This is a genomic window from Citreicella sp. C3M06 (genome assembly GCF_018860705.1).
Taxonomy (GTDB): domain Bacteria; phylum Pseudomonadota; class Alphaproteobacteria; order Rhodobacterales; family Rhodobacteraceae; genus Salipiger.
In genome coordinates, this window is the sequence record NZ_JAHKQA010000042.1 from 24,439 (window position 1) to 43,571 (window position 19,133).

Here is a 19,133-nt window from a genome sequence, read left to right on the forward strand (position 1 = left end):
GACCATGGAACGCGCCATTCTGGCAATCGACGAAGGCACCACGAATTCCAAGGCCGTGCTGGTGTCGCAAACCGGAGAGATCCTCGCCAGTGGCGCGTCCCCCGTCCCCACGCAATATCCCCAGCCCGGCTGGGTGCAACAAGACGCAAATGCCATCTGGGCGGCGACGCAGAGCGCCATCAAGGCCTGCATTGCCGCCCGACCCGATGTGCAGGTCTCGGCCATCGGCATTTCCAACCAGCGCGAATCGGTTTTGATCTGGGATCGCGCCACCGGTGCGCCTCTGGGGCCGGTGGTGACCTGGCAATGTCACCGCACCTCCGATGCCTGCGAGGCGCTGAAGGCCGCCGGCCACGAGCCAGAGGTCATCGCCAGAACCGGTCTGCCGATCGACCCGATGTTCCCACCGACCAAGGCGGCATGGCTGCTGAAACATCACGCCAGCGCGCCCGACATCTGCATCGGCACGGTGGACAGCTGGCTGATCTGGAACCTCTCGGGCGGCGCGGTGCACGCAACCGACCGGTCCAACGCCGCGCGCACCCAGCTGTTCGACCTCGCGCAAGGTGCATGGGACGAGGATCTTTGCGCGCTGTTCGGCGTCGCGAAATCCATGCTGCCCAACGTCCACGACAGCGCGCATGTCTTTGGCACCACCAAGGGCGCGGGCGTGCTGCCCGACGGCATCCCCATCGCCTCGGCCATCGGCGATTCCCACGCCGCGCTCTTTGGGCATGGCGCCTTTCACCCCGGAGACGGCAAGATCACCTTCGGCACCGGCTCTTCGGTGATGACCACGGTGCCCGATTTCATCGTGCCGCCCAAAGGCATCACCACCACCATCGCCTGGTCGCTGAACGGCCAGAGCACCTATGCCTTCGAAGGCAATATCCTTGTCTCCGCCTCGATCCTGCCATGGACACAGGCGCTGCTTGGCCTGCCCTCGGTCGATGCGCTGATGGATCTGGCGCAAACGGTCGACGATAGCATGGGCGTCACGCTGGTGCCCGCGCATGTCGGCCTTGGCGCGCCGCATTGGAACGCCGAGGCGCGCGGGCTGATCAGCGGCCTGACCTTCGGCGCAGGCCCGGCGCATGTGGCACGGGCGGCGTTCGAAAGCATCCCTTTTCAGGTGCGCGACGTGTTTGCCATCATGGCGCAGGCGGCGGGCGGCATCGGGCGGGTCTCGGTCGACGGAGGTCCGTCGCGCAACCGCTTCCTGATGGGGCTGGTCGCCGACATGCTCAACCACCCGGTCACCCCGGCCCGCAATACCGAAGCCTCGGCGCTTGGCGCGGCCCATCTCGCCGGGCTGGCCACCGGCATGTGGCCCGATCTGAAGGCGCTGTCGCAACTGGCTAGCCGCGACGCCGACATCGCCCCGCAGATGGCCCCAACGCAGCGCGCGCAACGCCAGAGCGCATGGCACAAGGCAATTGCCCGCAGCATCCTTGACGTGTAGTGAATAAAAATTCACAGGCAACCTTGGCCGGGAGAATCCACAAATGTCGCGCCTGAACGAGCTGCGCATGATCGCGCGGGTGGCCCAGATGTATTACGTTGAAAAGCAGCGGCAGGCCGACATCGCGAAACACCTGCGCATGTCGCAGGCCACCGTGTCGCGAATGCTCAAGAAGGCACAGGAAGAACAAATCGTGCGCACCACGGTCGTCGCCCCGTCGGGGACCTATGCCGAACTCGAGGCCGGCCTGCGTGAACACTTCGGCCTGTCCGAGGCCATCGTCGTCGAATGCTCCGAAGACCGCGACGGCGCGATCATGGCCCGCATCGGCGAGGCCGCGGCGCATTTCCTTGAAGCGACGCTGCAACCGGACGAGATCATCGGCGTGTCAAGCTGGTCGGAAACCATCCTGCGCATGGTCGACAACATTCACCCGATGAAATCGGGCAAGGCGAAATACGTGGTGCAAACCCTCGGCGGCATGGGAGACCCGGCGGTCCAGACCCATGCCAACCAGCTCACCACGCGGCTGGCACGGCTGACCGGCGCCGAGGCGCATCTGCTCAGCGCCCCCGGCGTGGCGCAATCGCGCGAGGCCAAGCTGGTTCTGCTGGGCGACCCCTATGTGCGGGAAACCATGGATCTTTTCAGTAAGATCACGCTCGCCATCGTTGGCATCGGCGCGATCGAGCCCTCCTCGATGCTGGCCCGCAGCGGCAATGTCTTCTCCTCGCGCGAATTGTCCGATGTGACCGACGCAGGTGGGGTCGGCGACATCTCCTTGCGCTTCTTCGACAGCTCCGGTGACCCGGTGCGCACACCGCTCGACGAGCGCGTGATCGGCATGACTCTGGAAGAGCTGTCAAACGTTGAGCGGGTGATCGGCCTCGCGGGCGGCCAATCCAAGACCGAAGCCATCCGCGGCGCGCTGCAGGCCGGTGTGCTCGACCTGCTCGTAACCGACAAATTCACCTCCGCGAGACTGCTCCGGAGCGGCCCCGAGTCATAAAAACGCCGCGCCCCGCCGCGATGCCCGGCCTGCCTCCGGCGGGGATATTTAAGGCCAGAAGAAGCCACGGGCGCCGCGCATCGGTTTCTTCTGGCTTCAAATATCCCGGGGGGAGCGCGAAGCGCGGGGGGCTGGCCCCCCTCTGCCCACAGTCAAGGGTGAAGAGGCCCGGAGCAAAGCGCCTCGGACCTGTCAGCCTCAGGCGACGGCCTTTGCAGCGGCGGGCCGGTCCAGTTGCCCATGAAGCGCGGCAATCGACAGGGCTGCGCGGGCGGCCTCACGGCCCTTCGCCACGAAATGCGTGCCAAAGAACCCTTCGTGCTCGGCGGTCGGCTGGAAGTGGTGCGGCGTCAGCGACACCGACAGCACCGGAACGCCAGTGTCGAGCCCGGCCTTCATCAACCCGTCGACCACCGCCTGCGCCACAAAGTCGTGGCGGTAGATGCCGCCATCCACGACCAGCGCCGCGCAGGCGATGGCATCGTAGTCACCGCTTTGCGCCAGCCTGCGCGCCACAAGCGGCATCTCGAAGGCGCCCGGCACCTCGAAGACATCGACGGGAGCAGTCACGCCGGCGTCATTCAATTCGGCAAGGAATCCTTCGTGCGCGCGGTCGACGATATCGGCGTGCCAACGCGCCTTGATGAAGGCAAACTTGGGGGATTTTGTCATAACTCTGGTCCTTTCCGCATGACAGAATCCCAGAGCGTCGAAGCACGGCGCCAAATGGCCCCGCACCCCCTTCTCTACCATCCGGACTTTCACCGTCGGCCCCGGAGTTCCACCGGATCTGCTGACCCATCGTCTATGATGGCGCTCGCGGGCTGTCACCGCCGGTGGGGAATTGCACCCCGCCCTGAGAATTCCCCAGATCTGGAATCGCTGCCCCGCAAGGTCAAGTCGTTTTCCTGCGAATGATTGCTGAAAATGCTCTGACGCCCAGCCAGACGGCATTTTTGCGCATCAGGTGACCGCGACAGCTGGCTCACCGGCGAATTCCGTCTCATGCAGCATCATCGCGGCCCCAAGCGCCACCCCTTCGGGCCCGACCTCCGACAGGATCAGCCGTGGCCCCGGCGTCTGTTCGAGCAGGTTGCGCGACAGCGCCTCCTGCACCAGCTTTTCGCCGCGGGCGAACAGCGTGCCGACGCGCCCGCCGATCACCACCGTCGCGGGATTGAGCAGCGTGGTGACAATCGCCAGTCCGCGCGCCAGCTGCCAGGACCAGTCCTCGAGTACCTGCCGGGCGGCCTTGTCGCCGGTATCGAGCGCGTCGAGATATTCGGCAAGATGCGCCGCCTGTCCGCCAAGCGTCTGGAACCGCGACAGAACCGCCTGCCGCGCCACGTAGCTTTCGAAACTGCCCCGGATCGCGGTCAGATCACAAAAGCCCGCCTCGCCGATCGGCATATGGCCGAGTTCGCCCGCGATACCGCCTACGCCTTCGAGGATGCGCCCGCCGGTCATGATGCACCCGCCGACGCCATCGTCGAGCAGCACGAAGACCGCCTCATCCAGCGATTCCGGCCCCCGATGCAGCGAGCGCGCCGCCAGCGCAAAGGCGTTGGCGTCATTCACAAGGCGGCGCACCGGCAGCGCCCCCAGCCGGTCCTGCAGCATCTCCTGCACCGCGACACCGACCCAGCCGAGCGGCGGCGCGCGCAGCACCCGCCCGTCCAGATCGACGATCCCCGGCACCGCGACATTGACCCCGGCGACGATCGACGGGTCCTTGAGCGTTGACAGGTAGTCTTCGACCATGACGCCGATGCGCTCGACCACGGTGCCCGGATCGGCCGGGCGGCTGGGCACCCGCTCTTCGCGCAGGTAGCGCGAGCGGCCCCGGTAATCGACCGCCGCCACCCGCAGAAAGCTCGCGCCGATATCGGCGCCAAGGTAATGCGCGTGATCCGGGTTCAGGCGCAGGCGGATCGACGGCCTGCCCGTGCGGCTTTCGCGCGACTGGCCGGAATCGTCGATCTCCTGCACGCGGCCTTCGTCGAGCAGCGAGGCGACGATGCTGGACGAGGTCGAGCGCGTCATCGACAGCGCGCGGGCAAGATCGGCGCGGCTCATCGAGCCGGTTGCCGCAAGGCATTCCAGCGCCCGCATTTCGTTCATCCGCCGCAGCACCACAGGCCCTGCCATGACGCTTTCCTCCGCGTTCAAATCCCCCCGTCCGTGCCTCGCCGTCCGTGGTTGACAAGTATTACACAATATGTTTGTTTTGCAACCAAACAAACTGGCGACCCGGATGGAGAGACGGATTCGCCAATATCCATGAGGAGGAGACCATGGCTCTCGGAAAATCGGCTCGGCTGCTGGCGACAGTGGCCGTTTGTGGACTTGCGACCGGCGCTTCTGCGGCGGATGTCGAAGTCCTGCACTGGTGGACGGCTGGCGGCGAAGCCGCGGCGCTCAACGTGCTGAAAGAAGATCTCGCCGGCCAGAGCGTCGGCTGGGAAGACATGCCCGTCGCTGGCGGCGGTGGCGCAGCCGCGACCACCACGCTCAAGGCCCGCGTTGCCGCTGGCAACCCGCCGACCGCCGCGCAGCTGCTTGGGATGTCGGTGCGCGAATGGGCGCAGGAAGGCTCGCTTGGCGACATCACCGCGCTGGCGGATGAGGGCAACTGGGCTGACGTGCTGCCGCCGGCCGTGGTCGATTTCGCCACCTATGACGGCAAGTGGGTCGCGGCGCCGGTCAACATCCACCGCCCGAACTGGCTGTGGATCAACGCAGCGATCTTCGAAGAAAACGGTTTGACCCCGCCCACCACATGGGAAGAGTTCAACACCGTCGCCGCCGCGCTTCAGGAAAAGGGCATCACCCCGCTGGCGCATGGCGGCCAGCCCTGGCAGGACGCCACCGTATTCGATGACGTGGTGCTGGGTCTTGGCGGCGCCGATTTCTACCGCAAGGCGATCATCGAGGCCGACCTCGACGCGCTTGGCTCTGACACCATGCTTCAGGTCTTCGACCAGATGCGCACCCTGCGCGGTTATGTCGATGACAACTTCTCGGGCCGTGACTGGAACCTTGCCACCGCGATGGTGCTGAACGGCGAAGCCGCGATGCAGCTGATGGGCGATTGGGCCAAGGGCGAAATCATCCGCGCCGACATGGTGCCGGGTGAGGACATCCTGTGCATTCCCGCGCCGGGCACCGCCGGGTCCTACCTGTTCAACACCGACTTCTTCGCCTTCTTCGACGTGACCGGCGACATGAAGGCGGCACAGGATGCGATGGCCAATTCGGTCATCTCGCCGGAATTCCAGCACGCTTTCAACAAGGTCAAGGGCTCGATCCCGCCGCGCACCGACGTGGATATTTCCGATTATGACGCCTGCGCCCTCAAGGCCAAGGAAGACATCGCGGAAGCCTCGGCCAACGATGCCCTGCTGGGCAGCCTCGCCCATGGCCATGCCCAGACCTCGTCCGTGCAGCGCGCCATCTTCGACGTGGTGACCGAGCATTTCAACTCGGACATGTCGTCTGAAGACGCCGTGGAAGAGCTGGTGCTGGCGGTCGAATCCGCCTCGATCTGATCTGACACCCCACAAGGACCGGCGGCGCCCACGCTGGCGGTTCTCTCTGCCTCAAGACAACCCACCCGGAGGTCATCGTGGCCGCTCACCCCGCCCCGTCGGCGAGGGCAAGGTTGCGTGTGCTCTTGCCGCGCCTCGTTCTCAGCCCGTCGCTCGCGCTTGTCGCGTTCTTCGTCTATGGCTTCATCGCCTTCACCACCTATCTCAGCTTTTCCGACAGCAAGATGCTGCCGAGTTACGGCTGGGTCGGGTTCCAGAATTACGAGACGCTGTTTTCCCTGCGCATGTGGGATATCGCGGTCACCAACCTCGCGATCTTCGGCATCCTGTATATCGTGATCTGCTCGTTCCTCGGCCTGATGCTGGCGATCCTGCTCGATCAGCACATCCGCGCCGAAGGCTTCATCCGCACCGTGTATCTGTATCCGATGGCGCTGAGCTTCATCGTGACGGGCGTGGCGTGGAAATGGTTCCTCGATCCGGGCATCGGGCTGGAAGCGGTGATGCACGACTGGGGCTGGACCAGTTTCGAATTCCGCTGGATCAAGGATCGCGACATGGCGATCTATACCATCGTCATCGCGGCGGTCTGGCAGACCAGCGGCTTTGTCATGGCGACCTTCCTTGCCGGCCTGCGCGGCATCGACAGCGAGATGCTCAAGGCCGCCCGCGTCGATGGCGCCGGAACCTTTGCCGTTTACCGGCGCATTGTCATCCCGCAGCTGCGCCCCGCCTTCCTGTCGGCGTTCGTGGTCTTGGCGCATATGGCGATCAAATCCTATGATCTCGTGGTCGCGTTGACCAATGGCGGGCCCGGCAACGCCACCGCCGTGCCGTCGACCTTCATGTATTCCTACACCTTCACCCGCAACCAGATGGGCATCGGGGCGGCCTCGGCGGAAATCATGCTGCTGACCATCGCCGCCGTGATCATCCCCTACCTGTGGTCCGAACTGAAGGAGGACAAGCGATGACCCTGCGCCCCGCCCGCATCCTTCTTTACGCCATTCTGGGGCTGTTCTGCCTGTATTACCTGCTGCCGCTTTACGTGATGCTGGTGAATTCGGTGAAACCCCTGCAGGAAATCACCTCCGGCGGCATGATGGAACTGCCGCAGGTCTGGACCCTTGCGCCATGGCACAATGCCTGGTCGCAGGCGCAGGTCGGCGTCGAGGCAACCGGTCTCAAGCCCTATTTCCTCAACAGCCTCCTGATGGTGGTGCCCGCCGTGACCATCGCCACGGTGCTCGGCGCGCTCAACGGCTACGTGCTGACCAAATGGCGCTTTCGCGGCGATACCATCCTGTTCGGCCTGATGCTGTTCGGCTGCTTCATCCCGTTCCAGATTGTGCTGATCCCGATGGCGCGCAGCCTTGGCTTTCTCAATCTTTCGGGCACCGTAGGCGGCCTCATCTTCGTGCATGTGGTCTATGGCATCAGCTTTTCCACGCTGTATTTCCGCAACTACTATTCCGCCTTCCCGACGGAACTGGTGCGCGCGGCGGAAATCGACGGGGCCGGGTTCTTTACCATCTTCTGGCGCATCCTCGTACCCAACTCGGGCCCCATCGCGGTGGTCTGCGTGATCTGGCTGTTCACCAATATCTGGAACGACTTCCTGTTCGGCGCCTCGTTCAGCGATTTCAGCAGCCAGCCGATGACCGTCGCGCTCAATAACCTCGTGCAAAGCTCGACCGGCGAAAAAGAATACAACGTGCATTTCGCCGGGGCCATCATGGCCGCTTTGCCCACTCTGTTTGTCTACATCGTCGCCGGGCGCTTCTTTGTGCGCGGGCTGATGTCCGGCTCCGTGAAAGGATGACCTGATGACCCAGGCATTTCTCAACATCGACAAGGTCACCAAGGCCTATGGCGCAGTGCAGGTGCTCAACGAGACCAACATCGCCGTGCAGAAGGGGGAATTCCTCGTGCTGGTCGGCCCCTCGGGCTGCGGCAAGTCGACCCTGCTGAACATGATCGCCGGGCTGGAAAACATCACCTCCGGCGAGGTGAGCATCGACGGGCGCGTGGTCAACGACGTGCCGCCCGCCGATCGCAACATCGCCATGGTGTTCCAAAGCTACGCGCTTTACCCCAACATGACGGTGCGCGGGAACATCTCGTTCAGCATGGAAATGCACAAGGTGCCCAAGCCCGAGCGCGAAGCCAAGATCGCGCAGGTGGCCGAGCTGTTGCAGATCACCCACCTGCTCGATCGCAAGCCGGGGCAGCTTTCAGGCGGCCAGCGCCAGCGCGTCGCCATGGGCCGCGCGCTGACCCGCGATCCGGCGGTGTTCCTGTTCGACGAACCGCTGAGCAACCTTGACGCCAAGCTGCGCGTCGACATGCGCACCGAGATCAAGAAGCTGCACCAGAAGCTGGGAACCACCATCGTCTACGTCACCCATGATCAGGTCGAGGCGCTGACCCTGTCGACCCGCATCGCGGTGATGTTCGGCGGCGACGTGCAGCAGCTGGGCACCCCCGAAGAGGTCTACAACAACCCCGCCAACATGTTCGTGGCCGGCTTCATGGGCTCGCCCGCGATGAACCTGTTCCCCGCCGAGCTGATCGAGCTGAACGGCGCGGTCGGGGTCAAGGTGGTGACGGCGGGCGGGTTCATCACCCTGCCCTTCCCGCATGGCGCGCATCTCACCGATCAGATCGGCCGCGAGATCGTGCTGGGCGTGCGCCCGGAATCGATGACCGATCCCGAAAGCGCCGACCACGACAGCCATTGCCTTGAACATGTCGATCTGCCGGTCGAACTGGTGGAAACCACCGGGGCCGACAGCTTTGTCACCATCCTTCTGGGCGGCAAGGAATGCATCGGACGCTTCCGCGGCAAATCGACCGCCACCGCCGGGCAGCTGACCCATGTCACCTTCGACATGACCCGCGCCGTCGCCTTCGATCCGAAAACCGAACAGCGGCTGGCCTGATGTTTGCCCTGCCCGATGCGCTGGTGGATCGCGTGGTCTCCCTCCGGGGAGACCACCGGCGCATCATCGCCGTGGTTGGCGCGCCCGGATCGGGCAAATCGACGCTGGCCGAGGCCCTGGCCGAGGCGCTGAGCGCGCAGGGCATCAGCGCCGCCGTGCTGCCGATGGATGGCTTTCACTACGACGACGGGCTGCTGGCGGCGATGGGCCTGCGCCCGCGCAAGGGCGCGCCCGAAACCTTCGATGTGGCGGGCTTCTCGCATCTGCTGACCCGCCTGCGCGCCAATGACGAAGATCAGGTCTGCGTGCCGGTCTTCGACCGGGCGCTGGAAATCTCGCGCAATGCGGCGCGGATGATCCCCTCCTCGGTCGAGATCCTGATCGTCGAGGGCAATTACCTGCTGCTCGACGCCCCCGGCTGGCGCGAACTGCGCAAGCATTACGATGTCTCGGTGATGCTCGACGTCCCCGAGACCGAATTGCGCGCCCGCCTGTGGAAACGCTGGCAGGATCACGGCATTCCCGAAGCCGAAATTCCCGCCAAGGTCGAGGGCAACGATTTGCGCAACGCCCTCACCGTTCTGACCCAGTCGCTGCCCGCGGATCTGACGATCCCGCAGCCCTCCCCCACGCTCTGAAAGACCCCCATGACCAACTTCTCCTCCCCCGGTTTTGCCGACAAAGGCCCGATCCTCGTCACCGGCGCATCCGGTGGCATCGGCGGCGCCACCGTGCGCCAGCTGGTCGCCGCTGGCGCCACCGTCATCGCCAATGGCCGCAACGAAGAAGCGCTGGCCGAGCTGGCACGCGACACCGGCTGCCGCACCCTGCCCTTCGATCTCACCTGCGAAGATTCGGTCAAGGCGGCGCTGGAAGGGCTCGACCTCTGGGGGGTGGTGAACTGCGGCGGCTGGGGCGGCGAAATCGCCACCCCGATGGAGACCGACATCAGCGTCTTTGACAAGGTCATGGCGATCAACGCCCGCGGCGCGCTGCTGGTGACCAAATACGCCTCGCAGACCATGGTCGCCGCAGGCAAGGGCGGCGCCATCGTCAACGTCTCGTCGCAAGCCTCGCTTGTCGGCCTGCGCGGGCACATCTCATATGGCTCGTCCAAGGCGGCGCTCGACAACATCACCCGCGTCTCGGCGCTGGAACTGGGCGAATACAACATCCGGGTCAACGCGGTGAACCCCACCGTGGTCATGACCCCGATGTCGGCCTGGTACTGGGGCCGCCCCGAGGTGCAGGGCCCGTTCCTAGACACCATGCCGCTGCACCGCTGGGCCACCGAAGACGAGATCGCCGCGCCCATCGTCTTCCTGCTGTCGGACGGCGCATCGATGATTTCGGGCATCACCCTGCCCATCGACGGCGGCTTCACCGCGGTTTGATCGCGGCGCGGCGCGGGGTTGCCCGCGCCGCAGGGCATGTTACCTCTGGCGGGACAACCCATGAGAGGTACCATGACCGACAGCCCCATCGACCCAAGCCTTCTCGACCGCCTCGCCGACGTGGCGGTGCACACGGGGCTGAACCTTCAGCCCGGCCAGCAGCTTATCATCACCGCCCCGGCCGAAGCCCTGCCCTTGGTCCGCCGCATCACCGTGGCGGCCTACAAGGCCGGCGCCGCGCTGGTGACCCCGATCCTGAGCGATCCCGAACTGACCCTCGCCCGCTTTACCCATGGCAGCGACAACAGCTTCGACAGTGCGGCGAGCTGGCTTTTCTCCGGCATGGCCGACGCCTATGCCAACGGCGCCGCCCGCCTCGCCATCGTCGGCGAAGACCCGATGCTGCTCTCCGAAATGGACCCGGCCAAGGTGTCACGCGCCGGCAAGGCAACCTCGAGTGCCTACAAACCGGCGCTGGAAAAGATCTCGAACTTCGAGATCAACTGGTCCATCTGCTCTTACCCCGGCCTCGCATGGGCCAAACGCATGTTCCCCGAACTTCCCGAAACGCAGGCCCAGCAAAAGCTGGCCGAAGCGATCTTTGCCGCCTCGCGCGTCGATCGCGACGATCCCGTCGCCGCATGGGCCGAACACAACGCCGCGCTCAAGACCCGCAGCAGCTGGCTCAACGAACAGCGCTTTGCCGCGCTGCATTTCAAAGGCCCCGGCACCGATCTGACAATCGGTCTGGCCGACGATCACGAATGGCACGGCGGCGCCGCCCCGGCCCAGAACGGCGTGACCTGCAACCCCAACGTGCCCACCGAAGAGGTCTTCACCACGCCCCACGCCCACAAGGTCAACGGCACGGTGCGCAGCACCAAACCGCTGTCCCATCAGGGCAGCCTGATCGACGGCATCGAGGTCACCTTCACCGATGGCAAGATCACCGAAGCCAAGGCCGACAAGGGCGGCGACATCCTGCGCGAGCTGATCGCGACCGACGACGGCGCCTCCCGCCTCGGAGAGGTCGCACTGGTGCCCCATGGCTCGCCGATCTCGCAATCGGGGCTGCTGTTCTACAACACGCTGTTCGATGAAAACGCCGCCTGCCACATCGCGCTCGGCCAATGCTATTCGAAATGCTTCGTCGATGGCGCCTCGCTCTCCCCCGAAGAGATCGCAGCCAAGGGCGGCAACTCCAGCCTGATCCACGTCGACTGGATGATCGGCGGGCCAGACACCGACATCGACGGCCTCACCGCGGACGGCACGGCGGTACCGGTTTTCCGCAAAGGCGAATGGGCCTGACGCCTCACTGATCTCGCAAACCAGCACCAGACCGCAAGATCCGGCCTGCCTCCGGCGGGGATATTTTGAGCCAGAAGAAACCAGAGCGCAGCGCCCCTGTTTCTTCTGGCCTCAAATATCCCGGGGGGTGAGGCCGTAGGCCGAGGGGGGCAGCGCCCCCCTTGCCGCGTCAGCCAGCCAACACCACACCTTCATATCTCAATCAGTACAATCGAGCGGACCATTGCCCGGCGAAAACGCATGCCGGAGAGAACGCAACTCAGGTACCCTAGCTTCGAACCCCCGTGTTTCGCGAGGTTCTGTCGAAGTTGCTCGCGCAGGCCTCGTCGTCACTTTCGAAAGCGCACAATCGGTTAAACGGACTCTGTCGCACCGGCAGCGCCGCACAAGCGGTGATGCGGCGTCCGCTCGAAGAGCCCAGAACCTGTACCAGCTCCCCGGCTGCCCGCCGCTTTTGCGGCGAAGGCGGCTAGCGTCCCCTCGGCCGGAACCTCGAATGACTGCATCTCGCATGCCAGCTTCGGAGGCGCGGGCGTCCTTGATGCGAACACCCGCCGCACGCCCGGTCAGACCTGCGGGCTCGCATGGCGCGGATGTTTACCGTCTGCGCCCTCCTTCACCTGAAACACCGCGAGATACAGCGCCGGGGCAAAGACCAGCGTGATCACCGTACCTGCGATGATGCCGCCCATCATGGCAAAGGCCATCGGTCCCCAGAAGATCTGCCGCGAAATCGGAATCAGCGCCAAGGATGCCGCAGCAGCCGTCAGCAGGATCGGGCGGGCGCGTGCGTCCGAGGCTTCGAATACCGCGTCCCAGGCGGGGCGGCCTTCGGCGCGCAGGGTCTGGATCTCGTCGACGAGGATGATGGCGTTGCGGATCAGGATGCCGATCAGCGCCAGCACCCCAAGGATCGCCACGAAGCCAAGCGGCGCGCCGGACGGCAGCAGCGCCGCCACCACCCCGATCAGGCCCAGCGGCGCGACGCAAAGCACCACAAATGCCAGACGGAAGCTCTGTACCTGCACCATGATCAACGTCAGCATGATCAGCATCATCAGCGGTACCACAGCGGCAATCGGCGCCTGACTGTCGGTCGAGCTTTCGACGGTGCCGCCGATCTCGACCGCATAGCCCGCGGGCAGCGCGTCCGAGAAGGCCGCAATGGCGGGCACCAGATCGCCGACGATGGTCGCCGGCTGGGTGGGGCCTTTGATCGCGGCGCTGACGGTCACTGTGGGCCGCCGGTCGCGCTGATGCACCACCGGCTGTTCAACGCCCCAGTCAAAGCGCGCCACCGCCCGCAGTGGAATCGCCCGCCCGTCGCCCGCCGACAATTGCAGCCCCGGCAGGCCCTCGACCGTGCCCCGCGACGAGGCATCGCCGCGCGCCAGAATATCCACCAGATACTCACCATCGCGCAGTTCCGTCACCGTGGCGCCATCGTAGATCGCCGCCAGCGCCCCACCGATATCGGATTGCGAGATCCCGAGGCGCCGCGCCTGATCCTCGAGGATCTGCACCCGCACCACGCGGCTTGGCTCGTTCCAGTTCAACACGATGCTGTCGAGCCGCTCGTCCTGCGCCATCACCGCCGCCAGCGCGCGCGCATGATCGCGCAGCGCGGCGACATCCGGCCCGCTGATCCGGTATTGCACCGGGCGCCCCACCGGCGGCCCGATTTCCAGCAGCTTGACGAAGATATCCGCCCCCGGAAACTCCCGCAGCGCCAGCGTGTTAAGATCGGCGCGCAGCGCATCGCGCGCCTCGGTCGACGGGGTCTGGATCACGATCTGCCCCATGTTCGACGCCGGCGTCGGCACGTCATAGGACAGCAGGAACCGCGGCGCGCCGCGCCCCACATAGGTCGACCAGAACTCGGCCCGCTCGTCGCCCTCCAGCGCCGCGGCAAAGCGCGCCATCTGCGCCGAGGTTTCGGCAATCGTGCTGTTCTGCGGCAGGGTGAAATCGACCACCAGCTCGGTGCGATCCGAGCTCGGAAAGAACTGCTGCTCGACAAAGCGCATGCCGAACACAGACATCCCGAAGGTCAGCACCGTCAGCAGGATCGTCGCCCAGCGGTGCCGCATCGCCAGCAGCAACAGGCCGTGAAAGCGTCGCCGCAGCCAGCCCGGTCCGGCATCGTGATGCTTCATCTTGGTAGACAGGAAGGTGACCCCCAGCAGCGGCGCGAACAGCACCGCCACCACCCAGCTGACCACCAGCGACACCGCGATCACCACGAACAGCGAAAAGGTGAATTCCCCCGCCGCCGAATCGTTCAGCCCGATGGGGATGAACCCTGCCACCGTGACCAGCGTGCCCGTCAGCATCGGAAAGGCGATCGAGGTCCATGCATAGCTCGCCGCCCGCGTCAGGCTCTCGCCCTTTTCCAGCCGTGAGATCATCGTCTCGATGGCGATCATCGCATCATCGACCAGCAGCCCCAGCGCGATGATCAGCGCCCCCAGCGAAATCCGCTGCAGCGTGAAGCCAAGCTCGTTCATCACCACGAAGGTGATCGCCAGCACCAGCGGGATCGCCACCGTCACCACCAGCCCGGCCCGCAGCCCGAGCGAGACAAACGACACCGCCAGCACGATCACCACCGCCTCGGCCAGCGCCTTGAGGAAATGCCCCACCGCCTCGTCCACCACATGCGGCTGGTCGGCCACCTGCGCGATGTCGATGCCAACGGGCATCGACGCCTGCGCCGCGTCCATCACCGCGCTCAGCTCCTCGCCGAATTTCAGAATGTTGGCGCCCTCGCGCATGCCCACCGACAGGCCGATGGCGTCCTGCCCCATGTAGTGGAACAGCTCGGAGGGCGGGTCTTCGTAGCCCAGCCGGATCTCCGCGACATCGGCCAGCCGGAAGAACCGGTCATCGACCCGAAGCGAGATGTCGCGCAGGCTCTGCGGGCCCTCGAAGGCGCCCGAGACGCGCACCAGAACCTGCTCCGGCCCGGCCTCGATCACCCCCGACGGGGTGATGGCGTTCTGCGCTGCCAGCGTTTGTTGCACCTGCTGCTGGTTCAACCCCAGCGCCGCCAGCCGCTCGGTCGAGAATTCTAGGTAGATGACCTCGTCGCGGGTGCCGAAAATCTCGACCTTACCGGCATCGGGCAGCGCCTGCACATCGCGGCGCACCTCTTCGACCTGTTCGCGCAGCTCGCGCGGGGAAAAGCCATCGGCGGTAAAAGCAAAGATGTTGCCATAGACGTCGCCAAAGCTGTCGTTAAAGCTGAACCCTTGAAATTCCTGAGGAAATTCCCCCTGAATATCCGCCATCATATTGCGGACCTGCTGCCAGATGCGCGGCAGCTGGTCGGCCTTGGTGGTCGGCAGCAGTTCCAGATAGACCACCGCGCTGCCCGGCCGCGTGACCGAGCGGGTGTAATCCAGCTCGTCGAGATCCTCGAGCTCCTTCTCGATGCGGTCGGTGACCTGATCGAGCGTGTCCTGCACCGTCGCGCCGGGCATCGCAGCGCTGATAATCATCGTCTTGATGGCAAAATTCGGGTCTTCCTCGCGGCCGATCTCCACATAGGCCAAGGCCCCGGCCAGCAGCGACACCGCCATCAGGAACCACACGAATGACCGGTGCCGCAGCGCCCAGTCCGACAGGTTGAAACGGCTCATTCCGGGATCCTTTCTCCGACGGGCTGGCCGTCTTGCAACGAATGGATGCCGCGTGTGATCACTTCATCCCCCTCGCTGATTCCATTTGTGATCACAGCGTAGCCCATCAGGCTGCCCGCCACGGTCACCGGGGTCAGCTGCGCGGTCGCGCCCCCTGCCCCGCGGCTGACCCGCCAGACCTTGTCGTCGAGGATCGCGGCTTCGGGCAGGGCAATGGCGCTTTGCCCGTCACCCTGCGGGCGAGCCCGCGCCAAGGTGCCGATACGGAAGGCATCGGGCGGCTCGATCAGCGCCAGATGGGCGCGCCGGGTGCGGGTGCTTTGTGCTGCCACCGGCTCGATCCGGTCCAGCGTCGCAACACTGGTGATCGACGGCTCGGCGATCAGCCGCACGTCGAACAGCGCGCCGGGGTCCAATCGCATGGCGTCGGCCTCGGACAGATCGATCAGCATTTCGCGCTGCGTCAGCCCCGACACCTGCACCACCGGATCGCCCGCCGCCAGCGTGTCGCCCTGATCGGCATAGGTGGCGGTGACGATGCCATCCTGCGGCGCGCTCAGCGTTGCCAGCCCCAGCAGGTCTTCGGCCTGCGCGCGCTGCGCCTGCGCCTGCGTCAGAGCCGCCTCGGCGGCGGCAAGCGCCCGCGTCGCATTGTCGAGCGTCACCTGCGTTTCCACCCCGCGCGCCTTGAGCGTTTCGGCCCGGTCCCGCGCATCGCGCGCCGACGAGGCATTGGCCTCGGCCACCGACACCCCCGCCTCGGCGGCGCGCAGCCGCGCCGTCAGCTCTTCGGGATCGAGCCGCGCGAGCACATCGCCCTTGGCCACCCGATCCCCAAGCCGGGCCGGACGTTCGGCCACCGTGCCAATCATCGGAAAGCCAAGATCAACCGCGATGCGCGCCGCGATCGGCCCGACGAAATCGGGCTGCGGCAGCGACTGGCGCGCGACAATGACGCTGACCACCGGGCGGGGCGTTTGGGTTTGGTCAACCTCTTCCTGCGCCATCAGCGGCAGCGCGGCCAGATTGGTCAGGATCACAAGCAGGGTGGCCAGCAGTCTCATTCCCCCTCCTCCGCGCTCAGGGTGTTTACGTCGATGACATTGCGGCCGGGAAACAGCAACTGCGCCCCCTGCCCCACGATGCGGTCGCCCGGGCTGAGCCCGTCCGAGACCGTAAGATATTGCGTGGCGAAACTGTCGATGGTCACCGGCACCAGATCCACGTTGCCCTCTGGCGTCAGACGCCAGACCGCGGGCGCATCACCGATGGCGCTGAGCGCCTGCCACGGCAGCTGCACCACCTCGCCCTCTGCCTCGAAGCTCACCTCGCCGCGCACCGCCTCGCCAAGGTCGAGCCGAGCCGGAGGATTGGGGATGGCGACCTTGACGGCCACGGTGCCGGTGTCCGATGCCACCAGCGGCGAGACCTCGCGGATGGTGCCGGTAAAGATGTCGTCTGGCTCATTGAGGGTGTGCAGCGTCACCGTGGCCGCGCCGATGGATTTGGTCAGCAGCACTTCGGGAACGTCAAACACCGCCTCCATGTCGCCGCCAAGCGCAAGGTCGAACACCGGCTGGGCGGCGCCGACCACCTGCCCGTCCTCGGCCAGCCGGTCGATGATGGTCGCCTCCTGAGGCGCGCTGAGGGTGGTGTCGCGCAGCGCCTTCTGCGCCTGTTCCAGCTCGGCCTGCGCCCGGGCAAGCGCCCCGGCGGCGGCCTTGAGACTGTCTTCGGCGGCATCGCGTTCGGCGCGGGTGGTGGCCCCGCGTTCGAACAGCGCGTCCAGCCGGGTGAAATCGCCCTGCGCCTGCGTTTCATCAGCCTGCGCCGAGGCCAGCCCAGCCTCGGCCGATCGCAACGCCTGCTGCTGCTGCACGGGGTCGAGACGGGCAAGGACATCACCGGCGGCGACCCTGTCGCCTTCGCGCACGAGAACCTCGATCAGCCGTCCGGCAACCGGGAAGGCGGCGGCGATCTCGTCCCGCGCCGCGATCTCTCCGGTCAGCGCGTAGGTGCGCAGTGGAAGAACGGCGGTGGCGGTGACGATCTCGACAGGCAAGGGATCGGCGGCTTGCACCGCGCTGCCGAGGCAGGCCGCAAGGAGGCAAAGGGGGGCAAGGCGCGGCATGGTAACCTCCTGTCAGGATTCACGTGGCATAGTCCTAGCGTGACCGAGGGTCAGGGCAACAGGGTAAAATTTTGCGTCAAATCGCAGCGCTTCGCGGTCAGTTCGTGGGATCAAGCCCGTCGAAGGCGCCCGGCGACAGCTCTTCCCAGAACGCCGCGATGGCCTCGGCATTCAGGGCAGACATCCAGGCGTGGCGTTCGAAATCCTCCCGGGCGGCACCTTCGAGCCGCGCCATGAACAGGCGCTTGTCCGCATCGCGTTGGGTGGGCGTGCGTGCGGCGGCAAGCTCCTTGATGCGGGCGAGGCGTCTTGCGCGGGCGGTGACCGGGGCAGGGGTCGGTGCAGGGTTTCGCGGCGAAACCTCCTTGCCGTAATCTTCGGACAGCGCCTTTGTCAGGTAGCCGACCGGGTTGGATACTCCGGCCTGACCCGCGACATAATCGAGCTTCTGGCGCACATAGGTTTCGCCGTGCTGGCCCATCCATTGCCGCGCCAGCCGGTCCGAGACCCCAAGCGCCTTGAGCCGCGCATAGACCGGGGCATTGCGGAACCCCTCGCCATCGTCGAGATCGAGGATCGCCAGCTGCGGATTTTCGGCGATGCGAAAGCGGATATCGGTCACCGCGCGGCCCATCTTGCGCAGCTCTGGTGTCACCACAATGTTCGAGGTCTTGTTCACCTCGGCCACGGCGGGTTTGATGATCTTGGCGTTCAGATGCTTGAAAGTCTCGTAATAAGGGCTGTCGGACACCCCCATCAGTCGGCGGAACAGATCCAGAGACCACCATCCCGTCGAGCCGGTCCGCACGAAACGGTAGCAATTCTCGTATAGCGCCAGCGCGTGCCCGGAGGTGAACCGGCGCTGGATGTTGAGGTTGATCAGCGCAAACACCTTGGGGTCGTGCAGCTTTTCCGCCAGCGCCGGGGAATAGGCGTATTCGCAGATTCCGCCCTTGAGCTTGGCATAACTCAGCAGCGCCGAAACGCCCCATTCCTGCCGACCCTCCTCATCCAGCATATCCCATTCCGCCACCGTCTCGGCGAGCCCGCGCAAGGACGCCTTCAGGGTTTCCATGTCATTCGAATTGTACCCGATCATCAGGCACAGCGTGCGCGCATCGATCTGGTGCCGAGTTTGCGTGGTGATGGTGTCATAGGCGTTAAGCAGCAGAACGTTGCTCAGCTTGCGCTGCAACAGCGTCAGCTTGCCGGACACATGGATCGCCGCGACGTGTTTCTTGACGGCGCCGCGGCGCAGGGGGCCCGAAAGCCTGTCGCGCGGGATATCCGCCGGGTTGCCTGCCTCGTCCATCGCACCCTCGTCCGTACTGCCGATCATGCCCGTCTGCGGGGCAGGGCCTTGTGGGCGAGTCGCCCTAGCCCGGTTGCCCGGAGTATCCCCCGAAAGGTATCCGCTGGCAAGCGCCCCTCTGGCACCTATACGCCCGCCACGCCCCATCCCGCAGACGGGTACCCAAGGCTTGCGCCCCTGTCACAAAGGTATCCATTTGCAGGAAAGGCCACATCGGAGCCCAAGATGATTCGTGCCAGCAAGGCTCTAACACGGGTCAAAGCAGCGCTTTTGCCCCGTCTGCCCGCTGCAAACCCGAGAATCGGCACCCTTTCTCCTGCAAACGGGTGCCTGTGGCACCGAAAACGGATACCCAGCGCCCTGTATACGGGTCCCTTGGACTA

General features: G+C 65.4%; 15 protein-coding genes and 1 riboswitch. Of the genes, 9 read left to right on the forward strand and 6 right to left on the reverse strand.

Annotated elements, in window-relative coordinates; genetic code table 11:
- The first annotated feature begins 4 nt into the window (after nucleotides 1-4).
- Nucleotides 5-1,462: an FGGY family carbohydrate kinase gene (locus KO516_RS09440; protein WP_216003542.1), complete on the forward strand. Its 1,458-nt coding sequence runs from the start codon at nucleotides 5-7 to the stop codon at nucleotides 1,460-1,462.
- Nucleotides 1,463-1,505: 43 nt separating this feature from the next.
- Entirely contained in the window at nucleotides 1,506-2,471 is a 966-nt protein-coding gene (locus tag KO516_RS09445) for a sugar-binding transcriptional regulator (RefSeq protein WP_216003543.1), read from the forward strand.
- Nucleotides 2,472-2,669: 198 nt separating this feature from the next.
- Here the strand turns inward: KO516_RS09445 and KO516_RS09450 are convergent, their stop codons facing one another.
- Nucleotides 2,670-3,143: a 6,7-dimethyl-8-ribityllumazine synthase gene (locus tag KO516_RS09450; RefSeq protein ID WP_216003544.1), complete on the reverse strand. Its 474-nt coding sequence runs from the start codon at nucleotides 3,141-3,143 to the stop codon at nucleotides 2,670-2,672.
- Nucleotides 3,144-3,208: 65 nt separating this feature from the next.
- A riboswitch (FMN riboswitch) is annotated at nucleotides 3,209-3,339 on the reverse strand.
- Nucleotides 3,340-3,434: 95 nt separating this feature from the next.
- Entirely contained in the window at nucleotides 3,435-4,619 is a 1,185-nt protein-coding gene (locus tag KO516_RS09455; protein WP_216003545.1) for an ROK family transcriptional regulator, read from the reverse strand.
- Between the two features lie 146 nt (nucleotides 4,620-4,765).
- Here KO516_RS09455 and KO516_RS09460 point away from each other — a divergent pair, with 146 nt between their 5' ends.
- The 7 genes from KO516_RS09460 (at nucleotide 4,766) to KO516_RS09490 (ending at nucleotide 11,666) form a co-directional block, all read left to right on the forward strand.
- A complete protein-coding gene (locus KO516_RS09460; RefSeq protein ID WP_216003546.1) occupies nucleotides 4,766-6,019 on the forward strand; it encodes an ABC transporter substrate-binding protein in 1,254 nt (417 codons plus the stop codon).
- 125 nt (nucleotides 6,020-6,144) lie between these two features.
- Nucleotides 6,145-6,993, forward strand: a complete 849-nt coding sequence (locus tag KO516_RS09465) for a carbohydrate ABC transporter permease (RefSeq protein ID WP_252737505.1) — start codon at nucleotides 6,145-6,147, stop codon at nucleotides 6,991-6,993.
- Nucleotides 6,990-7,841 carry a carbohydrate ABC transporter permease gene (locus KO516_RS09470; RefSeq protein ID WP_216003548.1) on the forward strand — a complete coding sequence of 284 codons (852 nt, stop codon included), beginning with the start codon at nucleotides 6,990-6,992 and terminating at the stop codon, nucleotides 7,839-7,841. Before KO516_RS09465 ends, KO516_RS09470 begins: the two co-directional genes overlap by 4 nt.
- A 4-nt stretch (nucleotides 7,842-7,845) precedes the next feature.
- A complete protein-coding gene (locus KO516_RS09475; RefSeq protein ID WP_216003549.1) occupies nucleotides 7,846-8,961 on the forward strand; it encodes an ABC transporter ATP-binding protein in 1,116 nt (371 codons plus the stop codon).
- The gene (locus KO516_RS09480) at nucleotides 8,961-9,599 is read left to right on the forward strand and encodes a nucleoside/nucleotide kinase family protein (RefSeq protein WP_216003550.1); all 639 of its coding nucleotides are present in this window, start codon (nucleotides 8,961-8,963) and stop codon (nucleotides 9,597-9,599) included. Before KO516_RS09475 ends, KO516_RS09480 begins: the two co-directional genes overlap by 1 nt.
- 9 nt (nucleotides 9,600-9,608) lie before the next feature.
- The gene (locus tag KO516_RS09485; protein ID WP_216003551.1) at nucleotides 9,609-10,355 is read left to right on the forward strand and encodes an SDR family oxidoreductase; all 747 of its coding nucleotides are present in this window, start codon (nucleotides 9,609-9,611) and stop codon (nucleotides 10,353-10,355) included.
- A 72-nt stretch (nucleotides 10,356-10,427) separates the two neighbouring features.
- The gene (locus KO516_RS09490) at nucleotides 10,428-11,666 is read left to right on the forward strand and encodes an aminopeptidase (protein ID WP_216003552.1); all 1,239 of its coding nucleotides are present in this window, start codon (nucleotides 10,428-10,430) and stop codon (nucleotides 11,664-11,666) included.
- A gap of 566 nt (nucleotides 11,667-12,232) precedes the next feature.
- On the opposite strand, the gene KO516_RS09495 is transcribed toward KO516_RS09490, so the two are convergent.
- From KO516_RS09495 to KO516_RS09510, 4 genes are all read right to left on the reverse strand, one after another.
- Nucleotides 12,233-15,307, reverse strand: a complete 3,075-nt coding sequence (locus KO516_RS09495; protein ID WP_216003553.1) for an efflux RND transporter permease subunit — start codon at nucleotides 15,305-15,307, stop codon at nucleotides 12,233-12,235.
- Complete coding sequence (locus KO516_RS09500) at nucleotides 15,304-16,371, reverse strand: efflux RND transporter periplasmic adaptor subunit (RefSeq protein ID WP_216003554.1); 1,068 nt, start codon at nucleotides 16,369-16,371, stop codon at nucleotides 15,304-15,306. Before KO516_RS09500 ends, KO516_RS09495 begins: the two co-directional genes overlap by 4 nt.
- Nucleotides 16,368-17,438 (reverse strand): efflux RND transporter periplasmic adaptor subunit, encoded by a 1,071-nt coding sequence (locus KO516_RS09505; protein ID WP_216003555.1) that lies wholly within the window; start codon nucleotides 17,436-17,438, stop codon nucleotides 16,368-16,370. Before KO516_RS09505 ends, KO516_RS09500 begins: the two co-directional genes overlap by 4 nt.
- Nucleotides 17,439-17,535: 97 nt before the next feature.
- Nucleotides 17,536-18,777: a replication initiation protein gene (locus KO516_RS09510; RefSeq protein WP_216003556.1), complete on the reverse strand. Its 1,242-nt coding sequence runs from the start codon at nucleotides 18,775-18,777 to the stop codon at nucleotides 17,536-17,538.
- Nucleotides 18,778-19,133 lie beyond the last annotated feature (356 nt).